Consider the following 16,932-nt stretch of genomic DNA (forward strand, 5'->3'; position numbering starts at 1 on the left):
AGCCTTTCCATGCGGTCGCGAGCGCGGCGACGCCAGAGGCGCTCGTCATCGAGCGTAACGGAAGCGGATAAAGAAAGTTCATACAACTCCGGCCATATCCGGCCTTCCCGGCCAGGCTGCTCCACCGCATCGCAGTCACCAATCCTTCGATCGACAAGTCAACTCCGAACATGCAGAGAGGCCGGAACCTTTCAGTCACAGGCGGCCATCATAGAGCATTCGCAGACGCGCCGTCATGACGCCGGCGCGCATATGAAGCAAAGCCGGAAAATAATCAAGACATCTTACGTGAACTGCGCCCTTTCATCCCATTTCGCCCACAATTCGGAGCAATGGGCCAAGCGATTCGTCATTCGAAGACGATCGCGGGCGCTTCGCGTTGCGGCGTCTCGCCCACCTGCTCCCACACCTTTGCGGCAATGGCGCGGTAGATGCCGGCCACGATGCCGTTCGGATCGGAAGCGACCAGCGGCGTTCCGGCGTCCGAGGTTTCGCGAATGTTCATGGTCAGCGGCACTTCGCCGAGGAAGGGCACGCCGATGCGCTCGGCCTCCCTGCGGGCGCCGCCATGGCCGAAGATGTCGTAGCGCGTGCCGGTATCGGGCGCGACGAAATAGCTCATGTTCTCGACGATGCCGAGAACCGGCACCTCGACCTTGCGGAACATGTTGAGACCCTTGCGGGCGTCGATCAGCGCCAGGTCCTGCGGCGTGGAGACGATGACGGCGCCGGCAAGCGGCACCTGCTGGGCCATGGTCAGCTGGGCGTCGCCCGTGCCGGGCGGCATGTCGACGACGAGAACGTCAAGCTCGCCCCAGGCGACTTCGCGCAGCATCTGCAGGAGGGCGGACTGAACCATCGGTCCGCGCCAGATCATCGCCGTCTCCTCATCGACGAGGAAGCCCATGGACATGACTTTGAGGCCGTAATTCTCCATGGGGTTGATGATGCGCCCGTCGATCTGGGTCGGGCGTCCGGAAATCTTCAGGAGACGCGGCATGGAGGGGCCATAGATGTCAGCATCGAGAATGCCGACGCGCAGGCCGTTGGCCTGCAGGCCGAGCGCCAGGTTGACGGCCGTGGTCGACTTGCCGACGCCGCCCTTGCCCGAAGCGACGGCGATGATGGCGCCGATGCCGGGGACGCCGATCTTGCCGGCGCGCGGCTGCTGCGGCGCATGGGAATGGCCGTGATGACCGTGGTCGTGCTGTGGCGCAGGACGTGCGGCAGGTGCGTTGGCGGCAGCCTTCTTGTCTGCCGTCAGGGCCACGAGCGCGCCTTTCACGCCCGGCATTTCCTTGATCACGCGCTCGGCAGCGAGCCGCATCGGCTCCAGCTCCTTGGCGCGCTCGGCCGGCACGGTGATGGAGAAATAGACTTTGCCATCGGAGATGAAGACGTCGGAGACCATGCCGAGTTCGACGATATTGTGCTCCAGATCCGGCCCGCGCACGGTCTTCAGCGTTTCCAGAACCTGTTCCTTGGTGACTTCGGTCATTCCGCCCTCACTGCTTTTTCGTCTCCAGTAGATAGTGGAGGCCGGCAGCTTCGCCAAACAAAATCGGGCGGCAGGCGCATCTCACGTCAAGGGAAAGGCGGCGCGTTCTCACTCCGTTGCAGCCATCAAGTCCGCCGGGCTTTCGCCCTGATGGCCGCAACGGACTCCCCGAGAACCGGCGCAATTCGGGGCGAAGTAGAGCAAGCGGCGAAAAAGGCCAGAAAAAAATGGAAAGAAACCGTCCCGTTTCGGAACAGGGCAGAAGGCGGTTGCCGAAACGCAACAACCGCCGCCGATATCGGAACGCCGGGAGAAAAGCGGCGCGATATCAGGCGGCGGCGTGTCGGTCGCGCCATTGGCTGGCGCTGTTTTCAAAGTCCCCTCTGGACCTCTGCCGATTACAATGCAGGAAGCGTGCCAACTCACAAATTTGCCGAAAAAGGATGACAATTGCCAATTCCGCCAAGCTCTGAACGAACCGGCGCTCAGAGAATAAGCAACCTGGAAGCGTCTGGCGCTATTTTAGGCTGCACGTTCTGCCGGATCCGCGCCCTATTTGATGAGGCCGATGCGCAGCGCCTTGGCAACCGCCTGCGTGCGGTTGACCGTATCCAGCTTCTTGGTGGCGCGGTTCAGGTAGTGGTTGACCGTGTGTTCGGAGAGATCGAGGATTTCGGCGATCTCGGCGCTGGTCTTGCCGGCGGCCGTCCAGTTCAGGCAATCGATCTCGCGGTCGGTCAGCGTATCGGTCATGCGCGTGTCGAGATTGCGGATCTCGGCCAGACGGTCGAACACATGGATGGAGATGTAGCTGAGTTCACGCATCTCGGTCGGGCTAAAAGGCTCGCGATCGCCGGCAAAGGAGACCGCCCCCCGCGCCCCCGACGGTTCGTGCGTCGGAAAATAGGCGCAGCGCATCATCTTGAAGCGTTCGAAAAGGGCTGCGACGACACCGGTCCTCCCGTCGTCGCGCGGCCAGTTGGCCCGCGACGTATCGTGGAAGAACGGCAGGGTGGAGGTGCGCAGCCGCCGCAAGACCGGGCTGTTCACCATCAATCCCTCCTGATCGTAGATGGACAGCAGCTCGGCGGGCCAGCTGGTGATGATCGTATTGCCCTGAAGGTCGAAGGACGTGATCGGCGGCAGGTTCAAGACCATGAAGGCCCGGCTGCGATAGGCCTCCGTCACCCGCTTCATGAAGCGGAAAATGTCGAACTGCGTCTTTAGGCTGGCGACCTCCTGGACATAGGCGTCTTCCACTGACGTTTGCGGTAAGCTTGCCATCACATTCTTCGCCTTCAAAACGGGCTTTGGGTAAACCGCTTGCGGTCTGTCCAAAACGGCTCAGATACGGGGCGGGTTACACAACGCTCGTCAAATCAATAGGATTCAGCTTTCGCGTGTAGCGTACAGCCGGTGGATAGTTGATGATTTCGCGGACGACACTAGTAGGCGTGATTCGCCGTCAAATCTCAATAACGCACTCATCATAAGCATGCTATGTATACGACGTCCAGCAACGAGCGCGGTCAAATCGATTTCAACGCCGCGGTCCGAGGCGGATGCGCATCTCGTCCATGATTTTCCGCGCCGTCACCTGAACCGGAACGGCCCATTGCTGGAGAAGCTCCATCGACAGCCGGTACGCCGGGCCGGTGACGGAAACGCCGCCGATGAAGGAGCGGTCGTCCGACCAGATGGGGGCGGCGACACAGCGGATGCCCGCCTCGTGCTCTTCGCGATCGAAGGCGTGACCGGCGGCCGCGATCTCGCCGATCTCCGCCAGCAGGCTTTCGACGTCGGCATGGGTGGCGGCGGTAAAGCGGTTGAAATGCAGGCCGGGCAGCAGTTCTTCGAGCCTGTCCGGCGGCAGCACGGAAAGAGCGGCCTTGCCGACACCCGTGCAATAACAGGGCGAGGCATTGCCGATCTGTGAATACATGCGCACCGGCTGGTGCCCCTCGACCTTGTCGAGATAGATGATCGAGGCGCCGCGCAGCACGCCGAGATGGACGGTCTCTCCCGTCTCCCGATGCAGGGCTGCGAGATGCGGGGCCGCAATCAGGCGGAATTCGTTGCGCGCCCAGCTTCGCGAGGCGAAATCCAGCAGCCGAAGACCCGGCGCATAACGGCCCTCGGCGTCAAGCTCGAGCAGCCCTTCCTCCACGAGATGGCCGAGCTGCCGGTGCAGCGTGCCGCGCGGCTGATTGGCAAGCGCGAGGATATCGGTGAAACGCAGGGGTATTTCGGCATGGGTGACGAGATCGAGCAGCACCATGAGCTTGCCGAGCGTGCCGGTGTCACGCAGTCTGCCCGCGTCGCGCAGCACGCCCTCGTCATCTGCCTGTGCCATGCTGTCGCCGATGGAGCCCATTGCCTTTCATACCCTTGACAGGGAAGGCAGCCTAATCCGATAATTCCATATAGTCAAATTAAGTTCCACATAATGGAACAGACAGTCCACCGGGAGGAGAGACTATGAGCGTCATGTCTGCACAATTTCCCGAGTTCAGGGACCAGACGGTGCTGGTGAGCGGCGGCGGTTCGGGCATCGGCGCTGCCCTCGTCGAAGGTTTCGCAAGGCAGGGTGCAAAGGTCTCCTTTCTCGACGTTGCCGAGGCCGAGAGCCTTGACCTGGTGCAACGGCTGGCCGGAGAGACGGCGCATCCGGTCAGCTTCCATCATACCGATCTGCGCGATATCGACGCCCTCAGGCGAACGGTGAACGCGGTTGTCGAAAAGTCCGGGCCGATCCGGGTGCTCGTCAACAATGCCGCCTGGGACGACCGGCACGAATTCGACGATGTGACCGAGGACTATTGGGACAACAACCAGGCGGTCAACCTGCGCCACGTCTTCTTCACTTCACAGGCTGCTGCGCCTTCGATGCGGGCGGCCGGCGGCGGGGCGATCATCAACATGTCGTCGATCGCCTTCAAGCTGAACATGGGCGTCTTTCCCGCCTATGCTGCCGCCAAGGCGGCCGTCATCGGCCTGACGAAGAGCATGGCCGGACGGCTTGGGCCCGAGAATATCCGCGTCAACTGCATCCTGCCGGGCATGGTTGTGACCGAGCGGCAGATGAAGCTGTGGCTGACGGAGGAAAGCATTGCCCGCTCCCTGCAACGGCAGTGCCTGAAGATCGTCCTGAAGGCGGACGCGATCGTCGGCCCGGCCCTTTTTCTTGCATCCGACTGCGCCGCCGGCATGACCGCGCAGTCCCTAATCGTCGATGGAGGCGTTCTCTGATGGCAAATCCCGCTTATGTCGCGGTGGACTGGGGCACCAGCAGCTTCCGTCTCTGGCTTGTCGGTGCCGACGGCAATGTTCTTGCCGAGCGGCGCAGCGGCGAAGGCATGACGACGGCCGCCAAGACCGGATTTTCCGAGGTACTTTCAGCACATCTCGCAGCCGTCGAAGCGCCTGATAACCTGCCGGTTATCGTCTGCGGCATGGCCGGAGCGAGGCAGGGCTGGGTGGAAGCCGGCTATGTCGACGTGCCGGCGTCTCTGTCCTCGATCCTGACCGGGGCCGTTTCGGTGCCCGGCGAAAGCCGCGACGTGCGCATCCTGCCGGGCCTCGCCCAGCGCGATGCGGCCACTCCCGATGTCATACGCGGGGAGGAAACGCAGCTTCTCGGCGCGCTCGGGCCTGAGAGCAAGGGTACGCAAGCCGTCTGCATGCCCGGCACGCATTCCAAATGGGTGCATGTCAGCGACGGCAGGGTCACCGGCTTTTCCACCTTCATGACCGGCGAATTGTTCGACGCCATCAGCAAACACACGATCCTCACGCATGCGGTTGCCGGCGCCGAGGACCAGCCGGCAGACGCAGCCGCCTTCGAGGCTGCTGTCGCCGCCGCCTTCAGGCGGCCGGCGCTCGCGTCAAACCTGCTTTTCACTGCCCGTTCCGGCCAGCTCCTGCACGGTATTTCGGCTGCGGCGGCGCAAGCCAAGCTCTCCGGCACGCTGATCGGCCTCGAAATCGCCGGCGCGTTGCAGGATGCCGGTAAGGATACGGCCGTTACGCTGGTGGCTTCCGGGCGGCTGCAGGCGCTTTACGAGCAGGCGTTCCGCACGCTCTCCCTCTCCTTCACCGCCATCGACGCCGATGTCGCCGTTCGCGGCGGGCTTTCGGCCGCCGCACGAGCCATCTGGCCGAACTGAACCATCCGGCCGAACCGAGAAAGATATTTTCCATGAACCGTATCCCCTTCCCCGACATGAAGCGTCCGCTGATTTCCATTCTGCGCGGCATCAAGCCCGCCGAAACCGAAGCCGTGGTCGGCGCGCTGATCGAAAACGGCCTGACGGCGATCGAAATCCCGCTCAACTCGCCGGAACCGTTCAAATCCATCGAGATCGCGGCGAAGATGGCGCCCGGCAACGTGCTGATCGGCGCCGGCACCGTGCTGAGGACCGAAGCGGTCGACAGTCTCGACGCGGCCGGCGGCAAGCTGCTGGTGACGCCGAACGTGGAACCCGACGTCATCATCCGCGCACGTAACTACGGCATGGTGACGATGCCCGGCGTCTTCACGCCGACCGAAGCGCTGCAGGCGGCCCGCGCAGGCGCGACCGGCCTCAAGTTCTTCCCGGCGAGCGTTCTTGGACCATCCGGCATCACCGCGATCCGCGCCATCCTGCCGCCGGAACTGGTGATTGCGGCGGTCGGCGGCGTATCGGACAAGAACTTCTCCGACTATACCAAGGCCGGCATTTTCGCCTTCGGCCTCGGCACCAGCATCTACAAGCCGGGAATGACCGCCGCGGAGGTTGCCGAGCGCGCCAAGGCGACCATCTTAGCCTATGACGCAGCCATAGGAGCATAGGCATATGACTGATATTTATGAATTCGAGGGCAAAACACTTTGCAACACCAATTCGGTTCTCGGTGAAGGCCCGACCTACGATCCCGATACCGACACCGTCTGGTGGTTCAATATTCTCGGCAAGGAGCTCCACGAGCTCAATCTTTCGAGCGGCGAAAAGAAGGTGCATCCGCTGCCCATGATGGCAAGCGTGCTGGCGCGCATCGACAGCGGCCGCCAGCTGCTGGCGACCGAGGAAGGGCTGTTCGTGCGCGACATCGCCAGCGGCAGCCTGACCTTCTATGCCGCGCTCGAAAACGACAAGCCGGAGAACCGTTCCAACGACGGGCGCACGCATCCTTCGGGCGCGCTCTGGATCGGCACGATGAGCAAGCGGGCCGAACAGCAGGCAGGCGCCATCTACCATGTGGCCGCCGGCAAGGTGACGAAGCTCTTCAGCGGCGTCAGCATTCCAAACTCCATCTGCTTCTCGCCCGACGGGACGATCGGCTATTTCACGGATACCCGGATCAGCCGCCTGATGCGGGTCATGGTCGATCCGCAGACGGGCCTGCCGGCCGGCGAACCGATCGTGATGGTCGACAGCATGGACGAACCCGGCGGACTGGACGGTTCGGTCTGCGACGCAGACGGCTATATCTGGAACGCCCGCTGGGGTGCCGGTGTCGTCGACCGCTACAGCCCCGACGGTTTGCGCATCGCCCGCTACAGGGTGCCGGCCGCACAGCCTTCCTGCCCCGCCTTCATCGGTGCCAATGCCGACCGGCTGGCGGTCACGACCGCCTGGGAGGGACTGGACGAGGATGCCCGCTCGACCCAACCGAGCGCCGGCGCCCTCCTGGAACTCGGCATCAGCGTGAAGGGCGTTTTCGACCCTGCCTTCGTGATTTGACGCAAAAACACCGCCTTTCGCCAAAGCGCCCCCGGCCGGGGGCGCTTTTTGCGTTTCCGGCGCAATATTGCGGCTGAAGTCCCCCGAAAATCGCAAAATTTTCCGTATCTTCGTCCGGAACCAATAGGCCTACCGGTCATTTCACTCTTGAACCGGCGCGGCAGGAACGCCTGAAAAACAGGCACTGCCGGGCCAGGGATCACTCAAGGAACAAAGGTAGGTTCGAAATGACACGCAAACTTCTGACGACCGTTGCCGCTGGCGCCCTGTTTGCCACGGCCTTCGCACCGGCGGCATTTTCGCAGACCGCTCCGCAGCCGGCGAGCCCCGCCGCCCCGACGCAGTCTGCCCCCGCCGATCCGGCAGCCCCGGCACCGGCAGAGCCGGCCAAGCCGATGGCGCCGGCCGGCGACGCCGCACAGGCCCCTGCCCCGGCCGCGACCACCGATACGGCTCAGGCCGGTGGCGCAAGCTACCTGACCGAGCAGGCTGCCGATCAGATCAGCGCCAACACCTATATCGGCCAGTCGGTCTATAACGGCAACAACGAGAGCATCGGTGATGTCAACGACCTGATCCTCAAGAAGGACGGCGGTATCGTTGCGGCTGTCGTCGGTGTCGGCGGCTTCCTCGGCATCGGCGAAAAGAACGTTGCCGTGCCGATGGAGAAAATCACCGTCGCCCAGAACACGCAGGACGGCTCCGTCAAGCTGACGACCACGGAAACCGCCGAATCGCTGAAGGCGGCTCCGGAATTCAAGACCCTGCAGATGCAGTCGGCCGAAAGGGCTCCGGCAGCAACCGGCACAGCCATGCCGACGGACAGCACGGCAACGGGCTCGACCACCAGCAAGTAATCCGTACGGTGTGTGAAGCGCAGGCGATGGCGTCCCATGGGGCGCCATCGTTTTCATGTGGTTGTCCGCTATGCGCTGGCGCGTTCCGTTGCGCTCGTGTCGTAATAGTAGTTCTCGTGCAGGAAGCGCAGCGTGGCGATGCCGTCGGCGGGCCGGCCGAAATGATAGCCCTGCCCCATGCCGCAGCCGAGCATGCGCAGCTTGACGGCTTCCGAATAATCCTCAATGCCTTCGGCCACGACTTCCAGCTCGAGACCCTCGCACATGGCAAGGATCGCCTTGATGATATGTTCGGAGGCGCGGTCGGAATTGATGCGCGAGACGAAGGCGCGGTCGATCTTGATCTTGTCGAAGATGAAATCGCGCAGGCGCCCGAGGCTCGACTGGCCGGTGCCGAAATCGTCGAGCGAGATGCGCACGCCGGCTGCCCGCAGATCGGCAAGGATGCGGTGCGCCGTATCGGCGGAGCTCATCACGGCCGTCTCGGTGATCTCCAGTTCCAGGCGATGCGGGTCGAAGCCGACGCGGCCGAGGATCGACAGGATGGAGCTGCTGGTGCCCGGATCCATGAGCTGGGCCGACGAGAGATTGAAGGACAGGAAGAGTTCGCGCGGCCAGGACAGGGCAGCTTCCGCCGCCTTGCGCAGCAGCGCTTCCGAGAGCGCGTCGATGAAGCCGCGCTCTTCGGCCAGCGGCACGAAGACGCCCGGCGAGACGAAGCCGAGATCGGGATCGTTCCAGCGGGCAAGCGCCTCGAAACCCACGACCTGATTGTTGGCGAGCGAGACGATCGGCTGGAAATGCACGTCGATCGCATCGGATATGATGGCGTTTCGGAGCGCCTGTTCGAGCTGGGTCGCGCGCTTCATTTCCTGGGCGATTTCGCGCGAATAGACGGTGATCTGACCGCGGCCGCGGCGTTTGGAGCGATAGAGCGCCGTTTCGGCGCTCTTCAAAAGCTCTTCGCAATCCTCTCCGGCGAATGGATAGATGGCAAAGCCGAAGGAGGCGGAAAGGCGCACGTTGCGATCGCCGAGATCGTAGGGCGCCGACAGGACCTCCCGGATCATCTGGCCGAATTTCTCGGCGCTGGCGCGCTCGAAGATCAGCGGCAGGACGAAGGCGAATTCGTCGCCGTCGTGACGCGTCACCAGGGCGCCGTCCGGAATGCAGGCCTTCAGGCGATGGGCGACCTGGCACAGGATCTCGTCGCCGGCGGCGGAACCGAAGAGATCGTTGATCGGCTTGAAACTGTCGAGATTGGCGATGCCGATGGTAAAAGGCGCCGGATCGCTGGCCCGCTCGGCGGAAATCTGCGTCACCTTGTCCCGCATGCGATTGCGGTTTCCCAATCCGGTCAGCGGATCGGTATAGGCCATCGCCTGGAGTTCGTTCTGACTCGCAGTCATGAATGGTATTTCCGCCGACACCATCACTCCAAACCCAAGATTTTCCTCCACACCCGGGCAAAGAATGACGGCCAAATCTTAACAATTCGATAGTAAATCGGCGGGGTTACAACCCACGGCATTCCCAAAATCTGGGGAGTTGACCCCGATTTTCTTTAATTGCTCGCCTTTGCGGGTTCATTAATTAGATATTTCTGAAATACAGTTTCCAGTATATCCGGGCTGACCGGCTTCATGACGACATCGTCCATGCCGGCCTTGGCGCATTCGGCGCGATCGCGTTCGAAGGCCTGCGTCAAGACGCCGATGATCGGGGTGCGCGTGCCCTGCCCCTCTTCCATCTGGCGGATGAGGCGCGAGGCTTCGAAGCCGTTGAAGACCGGAAGGGAAATATCCATCAGCACGATCTGCGGGCGGTGTTCGGCCCACAGGCGAACGGCCTCCTCGCCGGTCGCCGCGATACGGTGGCGATAACCGAGGCCTTCGAGGATCTGCGTGAAGACGATCTGGTTGATGTCATTATCCTCGGCGACGAGAACCTGAAGCCCCGCGGTTTCGTCGGTCGTGGTGATTTCCCAATCGCCTTCCGCGCCGCCGCCGCGCCCGCTGCGGTTGAAGTGACGGGCGATCTGGAAAGTCAACTCGTTGGCGATCTGGAAACCATCCATGACAAGGGCGGGAATGCCGTATTGCTCGGCGAGTTCCAGGCAGCGCATGCCCATCTGGTTGTCGATGATCAGTAGATCGAGCGAGATGCCGGAAGAGCTGGCAATCTCGAGGAAACGTTCCTCCTCGTCCTCGCCGCGGACCGAACAGGATTCGAAGCCGTATTTGGCGAGCGTGCGCAACGCGGCGGTCTCGGCGGCGAGATCGGCGGTGACGACGAGGATCTTCCGGCCGGAGAAATTTTCCGGAACGATCGCCTCCATCGCCGCCGGCTCGCGGCGCTGCGATGCGTTCGGCATAGGCACATAGGCGCGGCGGTAGGTCTGGTTGCTGGAGGTGGTGATCTCGGAGGCCCGATTGAATTCGTCGAGATCGTCGCCGTCGCGCGGCAGGTCCTGCATGGTCGAGACGAGGAAATAGCGCCCCGGCTTGCCGATCCTGTGCTTGCGGCTGACGATATCGCGCTCGGTGCCGTCACGGGCGATCTGGCGCTGGCGGGAGACCGACATTTCGCCGGTTTCCAGCACATGGCGGTCGCTTTCTTCAAACCGCTTGGCGATATCGGGCGAGAAGAGATCGCCGCTCTTGCGGCCCAGAACCTCGTCCGCCGTCGTCTGGTATTTCTCGCAGAAAGCCTGGTTGACGGCGACGTAGGTGAGGTTGCGATCCTTGACGAAGAGCGGGAACGGGAGATGGTCGAGAATATCCTCGGTCAGCTGCACGCGCTCCAGGTCGTAGCGCCATTGCTCCTCGCGCTTGCGCGCTTCGGAAATGTCGGAAATGACCGTGACGCCGTAGCCGCTCGGCAGGCGGCGTTTCAGGAAGCGCACCCAGCGGTCGGCGCCGTGGCGCTCGACGGATTCGAAACGTTCGCGCCAATGCGAGGCGATGCGCTGGGAAAGCCAGTCCTCGCGGCTCAACGTGCCGGCCTGGCGCACGAGCGTGTGCTCGCGGATAGCGATATCATAGACCGCGCCCAGGAAATCGCGAAGGCGCGTGCCCGGCCGCAGCGCGTGTTCGGGCATCGGGAAAAAATCCAGGATCTGGCGGCTGGCAAAAATCAGCAGGTCGTTGCGGTCATAGATGACGAAGGCAGCCGAAAGACTATCGCAGACCGCATCGAAAAGCACCGTCTGGAGGTCGGCCTCTGGCGGCAGTGCGTCACCCGCAGATGATGTGTCCGCCTTTTCGAAGCCGGCACTCATTCCTTCACATCCCACATCTGTCCGATTTTCGCAGTTTCGGAGGTATATGAATAAAATGCCGTTTTTGTCTTAAAGGCCGCTTAACGTTAAGCACCCCCAAATCTGGGGGAGAAGCCCCGGCATTTGTTGCCCGGCCCCCTTTCCTCCCGGCCGCGAATCCCCGAAAATAGGATATGGCCATCAGACAGCTCTCCGAAACGCTCATCAACCAGATCGCCGCCGGCGAGGTCATCGAACGGCCGGCGAGCGCGGCAAAGGAGCTGATCGAAAACGCGCTCGACGCGGGCGCGACCCGCATCGAGATCGCCACCGCCGGCGGCGGCAAGGCGCTGCTGCGCGTGACCGACAACGGCTCGGGCATGGATGCCGCCGACCTTGAACTGGCGGTCAAGCGGCACTGCACCTCGAAAATATCGGAAACGCTCGACGACATCCGCACGCTCGGTTTCCGCGGCGAAGCGTTGCCGTCCATCGGTTCGGTGGCGCGGCTCAGCATCGCAAGCCGCAGACGAGACAGCGCGGCCGGCAGCGAGATTTCGGTTGCCGGCGGCAAGATCGTGCATCTGCGCCCGGCGGCGGCCAATCCGGGCACGATCGTCGAGGTGCGCGACCTGTTCTTCGCGACACCGGCGCGGCTGAAATTCCTGAAAACGGAAAAGGCGGAAGCGGCGGCGATCACCGAAATCGTCAAGCGCATGGCGATCGCCTTTCCGGGCGTGCGTTTCGTTCTGTCGGGCTCCGATCGCTCGACACTGGAATTTCCGGCCACCGGCGAGGATCACCTTGCGCGCATGGCGCAGGTGCTCGGCAAGGAATTCCGCGACAATGCCATCGCGCTCGATGCCGAACGCGAAGACGTGCAACTGACCGGCTTTGCCGGCGTGCCGACCTTCAACCGAGGCAACTCGGCCCATCAATATGCCTTCGTCAACGGCCGTCCCGTGCAGGACAAGCTCATCCTCTCGGCGATCCGCGGCGCCTATGCCGAAACGATCCCGGCCGGGCGTTATCCCGTCGCGGTGCTGTCGATCACGCTCGATCCGGCGCTTGTCGACGTCAACGTGCATCCGGCGAAATCCGACGTGCGCTTCCGCGATCCGGGACTGGTGCGCGGGCTGATCGTCGGCGCGATCCGCGAGGCGCTGGCGCGCGACGGCAGCCGCGCGGCGACGACAGGCGCAAGCGACATGCTGCGCGCCTTCCGCCCCGGCTTCCAGCCGGCGCCGCAGCGGCCGCAGGCACCGTGGTCGGCCGCGACCTCGCCTTTCCGGCCCTTCCAGCCGGGCGCCGGGTTTGACGAAAAGCCGCAAGCCTCCTTCGACGGGCTGACGCATCCGACGGCACGGTCGGAGCCGGTTTTTCAGCCGGCGCCGCAGGCTCAGGCCGCGGCCGCCGCGGAACCCCCGGCGCGTTATCCGCTCGGCGCGGCGCGGGCGCAGATCCACGAGAACTATATCGTCGCGCAGACCGATGACGGCATCGTCATCGTCGATCAGCACGCCGCGCACGAGCGGCTCGTCTTCGAGGCCATGCGCAAGGCGCTGCATTCGAAACGGCTCGCCTCGCAGGTGCTGCTGATCCCCGAAATCGTCGATATTCCCGAGGAGGATTGCGACCGGCTGATGGTGCATGCGGGCGAATTTGCCGAGCTTGGTCTCGCCATCGAACGTTTCGGGCCGGGCGCCATCGCCGTGCGGGAAACACCGGCGATGCTCGGCGAGGTCGATGCGCATGGGCTGATCCGCCAGCTTGCCGACGAGATCGCCGAATGGGATACGGCCTCCGGCCTCTCCGCCAAGCTCGAATATGTGGCGGCGACCATGGCCTGTCACGGCTCGGTGCGATCGGGCCGGCGGCTGCGTCCGGAGGAAATGAACGCGCTTTTGCGGCAGATGGAAGTGACGCCGGGTTCGGGCCAGTGCAATCACGGGCGCCCGACCTATATCGAACTCAAGCTCGCCGATATCGAGCGTCTGTTCGGGCGCAGCTGAAAAAGCTGGCAAAGCGGCCTCCCGGAGAGTATTGCAAACACATGACAGACTGCAGGGAATGGAGCGCATGAACTTGTTCGAAGGGCACGGAAACCGCGAGGCGAAGATCCGTTATCTCGACGGCGATTTCCAGATTCTGTCGCCCGGCTCCTATGTCGTCTGCGCGCTGACAGGCAAGCAGGTCCCGCTCGACGAACTTCGCTACTGGAGCGTGGCGCGGCAGGAGCCCTATGCCGATGTCGCCGCCGCGCTGGAAGCCGACCGTCGCGCCGGCGTTCTGCCGAACCAGCGCTAGAGTTTTCATCCGCTTGCAAAGGCAGAACCGCGGAACACGTCTGCTGGAACTGTTCTAGGCTTTCTTCTTTGTTTCCTTCAGCCGTCGCTCGCGGCAAGCCTGGAAAGCCCGGTCGATGATGAGGCCGGGCGCAAGCGGATCGGTAAAGGCCATTTCCACCTCCACGACGCGGCAGCGGGCCGCAAGCTGTTCGGCCTTGCCGTGGTGGCCGGCCAGCCGCACGAAATCCTTCGAGGTGGTGACGATCGTCAGGTCCTGCCGGTCCGCGGTCAGCAGCAGCCCGTCAATCTCTTCCTCGCTCAGGTGCTCATGATCGCCGAAGGCGGTCGCAACCTCGATGGACGCTCCAAGCGAACGGACGGTGCGGAAGAACTTTTCGGGGTCGGCAATGCCGGCAAAGGCAAGCACCTTGCGGCCTTCGAGATCGTTCTCGCCCGACACTTTCAGCGCGGCCGTGAAATAGGGCTTGGCCGCACGGGCCGCGATGCGGACGATGCGGTCAGCGGCGCTGCCGTCGCCGACCTTCAGGAGCGCGGTTGCCTGGCGCAGCTGCAGACGGATCGGCGCGCGCACCGGCCCGCTCGGCACGATATGGCCGTTGCCGAGGCCGCGCGTGGCATCGATCACCAGAAGCGCGTAGTCGATGGCGAGGCGCGCGCTCTGGAAGCCGTCATCCATGATGATGAAATCCGCCCCCTCTTCGACGAGCTTCGCCGCCCCTTCGACGCGCCGGCGGGAGATGACCGTCAGCGCCTCCCGGGCAAGCAGCAGCGGCTCGTCGCCCACGGCAACGGCACGGTGATGGGCGGGATCGACGACGGTCGTGACATCGAGCGAACCGCCGTGGCCGCGGCTCAAGAAACCGGGCTTGAGGCCCCTGGCCCTGGCGGCACGGGCGATGGCGATTGCCGTCGGCGTCTTGCCGGCGCCGCCGACCGTGAAATTACCGACACAAATGACGGGGATCGGAACCGAGGCGCGGCGCGCATGGACCATGCGATAGCCGGCAACGCGGCCATAGAGAAAAGCAAGGGGCGAGAGGATCCAGGCCTGCCAGCCTGCCCGCCTCCACCAGAAAGGCGGCGCTTCGGATATCATGATGCCGTCGTCCCGTTTCCCTTGCCCTCATCCCCCATGGCGAGGCCCTGCCAATCGACCGGGCGGATTGAGAAGCCAAAACGCGTGAAAATGCAAGTCTTTGCGCGTCAGGCCGGCTGCAGATCCGGCAGCAGGGCCTCGATTTCGGTGATGTCGTCGAAAACGTGATCGGCCGCGCCTGACAGGGATTCACGCGAGCCCGTGCCGGTCAGAACCGCAATCGTGAGGCCGGTCCTGGCGTTCCGGCCCATATGGAGATCGTGGTTGTTGTCGCCGACCATGGCGACCTCTTCCGGCGCCAGACCCGTTGCCGCACAGAAGCCGAGCACCATGCCGGGCTCGGGCTTGCTGCCGAAACCGCTGTCGTAACCGGCAATGTAATCGACATAGCCGGAAATGCCGAAACGTTCCGCCGTCCGACGGATCGAGCGCTCATTGTCGCTGGAGGCGATGCCGAGCTTGAAGCCGCGCCGGTGCAGGCGGCCGAAGAAGGCCGCGAGATCCGTCACCGGCACGGAGAATTCGGAGGCATTGGAAAAGAGAGTGTCGAGCTTGATCGTCAGTTCGACGACATCGACCCTGGAACCTGCAGCAACAAGGCCTTCGGCGATCTGGCGGGTATTGCCGGCCGCAAGCAGGCTGTCGGGAACGATATGGCCGGTTGCCGGGTCCATGCCGCAGGCGGCAAGAAGGCGGTCGGCGAGATCGGCATCGCCTTCGGCGGCGATACGGGCAAGCTCACGGTTTACCGGCAGCCAGCTTTCGTCATAGTCGAGCAGCGTGCCGTCCTTGTCGAAGAGGATGCCCCTGATCTTCACGTCCGCCGACATGCCCTTCCCTCAAGCCTGTGCCACGGCTTTCGGCAGCAGGCGCGCCTTTACCGTCAGCGGGTTGATATAGGGTTCGAGCCCCTTCAAGGTGGCGCTCAGCGCGCCGCGCATCTCGTGCACGGTCGCAATGCCGGCCTGGATCATCTTGCCGCGCGCCTCGTCATTGGTCAGCAGGTAATGCACGCCCTTGGCCAGCATCTCGGTATCGCGCACCATGCGGGCGCTGCCGCTGCGGGCGAGCTTCTGATAGGCTTCGCGGAAATTCTGCACATTGCCGCCCGACAGGATGGCGCAGCCGAGCATGGCCGGCTCGAGGGGATTCTGGCCGCCCTCGGCAAAGAGCGAGCGGCCGACGAAAGCCACTTCCGTCAGGCGCAGGTAAAGGCCCATTTCGCCGATCGTATCACCCAGGAAGATATCGACATCGGGCGTCAGAACATCGTCGCGGGTGCGGCGGGCGACCTTCAGGCCCTGCTTGACAAGGGCGGCCTCGATCTCGTCGGCGCGCTCGGGATGGCGCGGCACGATGATCGTCAGCTGCCTGTCGCGGTCGCGCAGCGCCCGGTGGACGATGCCGGCGGCATTTTCTTCGCCGTCGAAGGTGGAGATCGCCGCCCAGGTCTTGCGTTCGCCGATCTGCTTCTTGTAGCGGGCGAAAACGGCGCTGTCATAGGGCGGGGCGTCGGTATCGACCTTCAGGTTGCCCGAGGTGATGACCGGCACGGCGCCGAGATCGCGGAAACGCTCGGCGTCCAGGTCGGACTGGGCGATGACCAGCGCCAGATTTTCGAAAAGCGCTTCGGCAAGCGACGGGCGGCGGCGCCAGCGGGCGAAGGAGCGGTCCGACATGCGGGCATTGACGAGGATCTGCGGGATGCGGCGATGGCCAAGTTCAAGCACGGTCGCGGGCCAGATCTCGGATTCGGCGATCATGGCGCAATCCGGCTGCCAGTAATCGAGGAAACGGCCGACGGCGGGTTTCAGATCGAGCGGCACATATTGGTGGATCGCATCGTTGCCGAGACGTTCGGCGGCAAGCTTTGCCGAGGTGATGGTGCCCGTCGTCAGGATGACATGGATGTCGCGGCGGCGGATTTCACGGATCAGGGGAATGACGGCATTGGTTTCGCCGACGCTTGCGGCGTGAAACCAGACGAGCGGACCTTGCGGCCGGTTGGCGCTCGCATAGCCGAAACGCTCCAGCCGGCGGGCACGGTCTTCCTTGCCCTTGGCCGTACGGTAGGTGATGTAGAGGCCGACGACCGGCGACGCCACAGTTCCCGCCAGACGGTACGCGTTCAGACCGATCCGCGCCATCCGTGAGCTCATTCGGCAGACCTCCGATCCATGCAGATCGACA

General features: G+C 63.6%; 15 protein-coding genes. 7 read left to right on the top strand and 8 right to left on the bottom strand.

The window, feature by feature from the left end; all coding sequences use genetic code 11:
- Nucleotides 1-349 precede the first annotated feature (349 nt).
- The 3 genes from ACFPWW_RS22695 to ACFPWW_RS22705 form a co-directional block, all read right to left on the bottom strand.
- Complete coding sequence (locus ACFPWW_RS22695; protein WP_377313272.1) at nucleotides 350-1,498, bottom strand: Mrp/NBP35 family ATP-binding protein; 1,149 nt, start codon at nucleotides 1,496-1,498, stop codon at nucleotides 350-352.
- Nucleotides 1,499-2,050: 552 nt separating this feature from the next.
- Nucleotides 2,051-2,782 (bottom strand): helix-turn-helix transcriptional regulator, encoded by a 732-nt coding sequence (locus tag ACFPWW_RS22700; protein WP_112572855.1) that lies wholly within the window; start codon nucleotides 2,780-2,782, stop codon nucleotides 2,051-2,053.
- A 256-nt stretch (nucleotides 2,783-3,038) separates the two neighbouring features.
- Nucleotides 3,039-3,851, bottom strand: coding sequence for an IclR family transcriptional regulator (locus ACFPWW_RS22705; RefSeq protein WP_377313831.1), 813 nt, complete (start codon nucleotides 3,849-3,851; stop codon nucleotides 3,039-3,041).
- Nucleotides 3,852-3,976: 125 nt separating this feature from the next.
- Between ACFPWW_RS22705 and ACFPWW_RS22710 the strand changes: the two genes are divergently transcribed.
- The 5 genes from ACFPWW_RS22710 to ACFPWW_RS22730 all read left to right on the top strand — a co-directional run bounded on the left by ACFPWW_RS22710 (nucleotide 3,977) and on the right by ACFPWW_RS22730 (nucleotide 8,078).
- Nucleotides 3,977-4,747: an SDR family NAD(P)-dependent oxidoreductase gene (locus ACFPWW_RS22710; RefSeq protein ID WP_377313273.1), complete on the top strand. Its 771-nt coding sequence runs from the start codon at nucleotides 3,977-3,979 to the stop codon at nucleotides 4,745-4,747.
- On the top strand, nucleotides 4,747-5,664 hold the full coding sequence (locus ACFPWW_RS22715) for a 2-dehydro-3-deoxygalactonokinase (RefSeq protein ID WP_377313274.1): 918 nt from the start codon (nucleotides 4,747-4,749) through the stop codon (nucleotides 5,662-5,664). Before ACFPWW_RS22710 ends, ACFPWW_RS22715 begins: the two co-directional genes overlap by 1 nt.
- Before the next feature lie 32 nt (nucleotides 5,665-5,696).
- A complete protein-coding gene (locus ACFPWW_RS22720; protein ID WP_377313275.1) occupies nucleotides 5,697-6,329 on the top strand; it encodes a 2-dehydro-3-deoxy-6-phosphogalactonate aldolase in 633 nt (210 codons plus the stop codon).
- A gap of 4 nt (nucleotides 6,330-6,333) precedes the next feature.
- Nucleotides 6,334-7,221, top strand: a complete 888-nt coding sequence (locus ACFPWW_RS22725) for an SMP-30/gluconolactonase/LRE family protein (protein ID WP_377313276.1) — start codon at nucleotides 6,334-6,336, stop codon at nucleotides 7,219-7,221.
- A 227-nt stretch (nucleotides 7,222-7,448) separates the two neighbouring features.
- The gene (locus ACFPWW_RS22730) at nucleotides 7,449-8,078 is read left to right on the top strand and encodes a PRC-barrel domain-containing protein (RefSeq protein WP_377313277.1); all 630 of its coding nucleotides are present in this window, start codon (nucleotides 7,449-7,451) and stop codon (nucleotides 8,076-8,078) included.
- 68 nt (nucleotides 8,079-8,146) lie between these two features.
- Here ACFPWW_RS22730 and ACFPWW_RS22735 read toward each other — a convergent pair whose 3' ends face one another.
- The gene (locus ACFPWW_RS22735) at nucleotides 8,147-9,514 is read right to left on the bottom strand and encodes a putative bifunctional diguanylate cyclase/phosphodiesterase (RefSeq protein WP_112704674.1); all 1,368 of its coding nucleotides are present in this window, start codon (nucleotides 9,512-9,514) and stop codon (nucleotides 8,147-8,149) included.
- A 128-nt stretch (nucleotides 9,515-9,642) separates the two neighbouring features.
- Nucleotides 9,643-11,358 (bottom strand): response regulator, encoded by a 1,716-nt coding sequence (locus ACFPWW_RS22740; protein WP_377313278.1) that lies wholly within the window; start codon nucleotides 11,356-11,358, stop codon nucleotides 9,643-9,645.
- Between the two features lie 173 nt (nucleotides 11,359-11,531).
- Here ACFPWW_RS22740 and mutL point away from each other — a divergent pair, with 173 nt between their 5' ends.
- A complete protein-coding gene (gene mutL / locus ACFPWW_RS22745; RefSeq protein ID WP_377313279.1) occupies nucleotides 11,532-13,349 on the top strand; it encodes a DNA mismatch repair endonuclease MutL in 1,818 nt (605 codons plus the stop codon).
- 67 nt (nucleotides 13,350-13,416) lie between these two features.
- Nucleotides 13,417-13,644: a DUF2093 domain-containing protein gene (locus tag ACFPWW_RS22750; RefSeq protein ID WP_112704678.1), complete on the top strand. Its 228-nt coding sequence runs from the start codon at nucleotides 13,417-13,419 to the stop codon at nucleotides 13,642-13,644.
- A gap of 54 nt (nucleotides 13,645-13,698) precedes the next feature.
- On the opposite strand, the gene lpxK is transcribed toward ACFPWW_RS22750, so the two are convergent.
- From lpxK to waaA, 3 genes are all read right to left on the bottom strand, one after another.
- Complete coding sequence (gene lpxK, locus ACFPWW_RS22755; protein WP_113413135.1) at nucleotides 13,699-14,742, bottom strand: tetraacyldisaccharide 4'-kinase; 1,044 nt, start codon at nucleotides 14,740-14,742, stop codon at nucleotides 13,699-13,701.
- Nucleotides 14,743-14,849: 107 nt separating this feature from the next.
- Nucleotides 14,850-15,572, bottom strand: coding sequence for an HAD family hydrolase (locus ACFPWW_RS22760; protein ID WP_112571037.1), 723 nt, complete (start codon nucleotides 15,570-15,572; stop codon nucleotides 14,850-14,852).
- A 9-nt stretch (nucleotides 15,573-15,581) separates the two neighbouring features.
- Nucleotides 15,582-16,901: a lipid IV(A) 3-deoxy-D-manno-octulosonic acid transferase gene (gene waaA, locus ACFPWW_RS22765; protein WP_112571035.1), complete on the bottom strand. Its 1,320-nt coding sequence runs from the start codon at nucleotides 16,899-16,901 to the stop codon at nucleotides 15,582-15,584.
- Nucleotides 16,902-16,932 lie beyond the last annotated feature (31 nt).

The sequence above is a fragment of the Rhizobium sp. GCM10022189 genome (genome assembly GCF_042656325.1).
Taxonomy (GTDB): Bacteria; Pseudomonadota; Alphaproteobacteria; order Rhizobiales; family Rhizobiaceae; genus Rhizobium.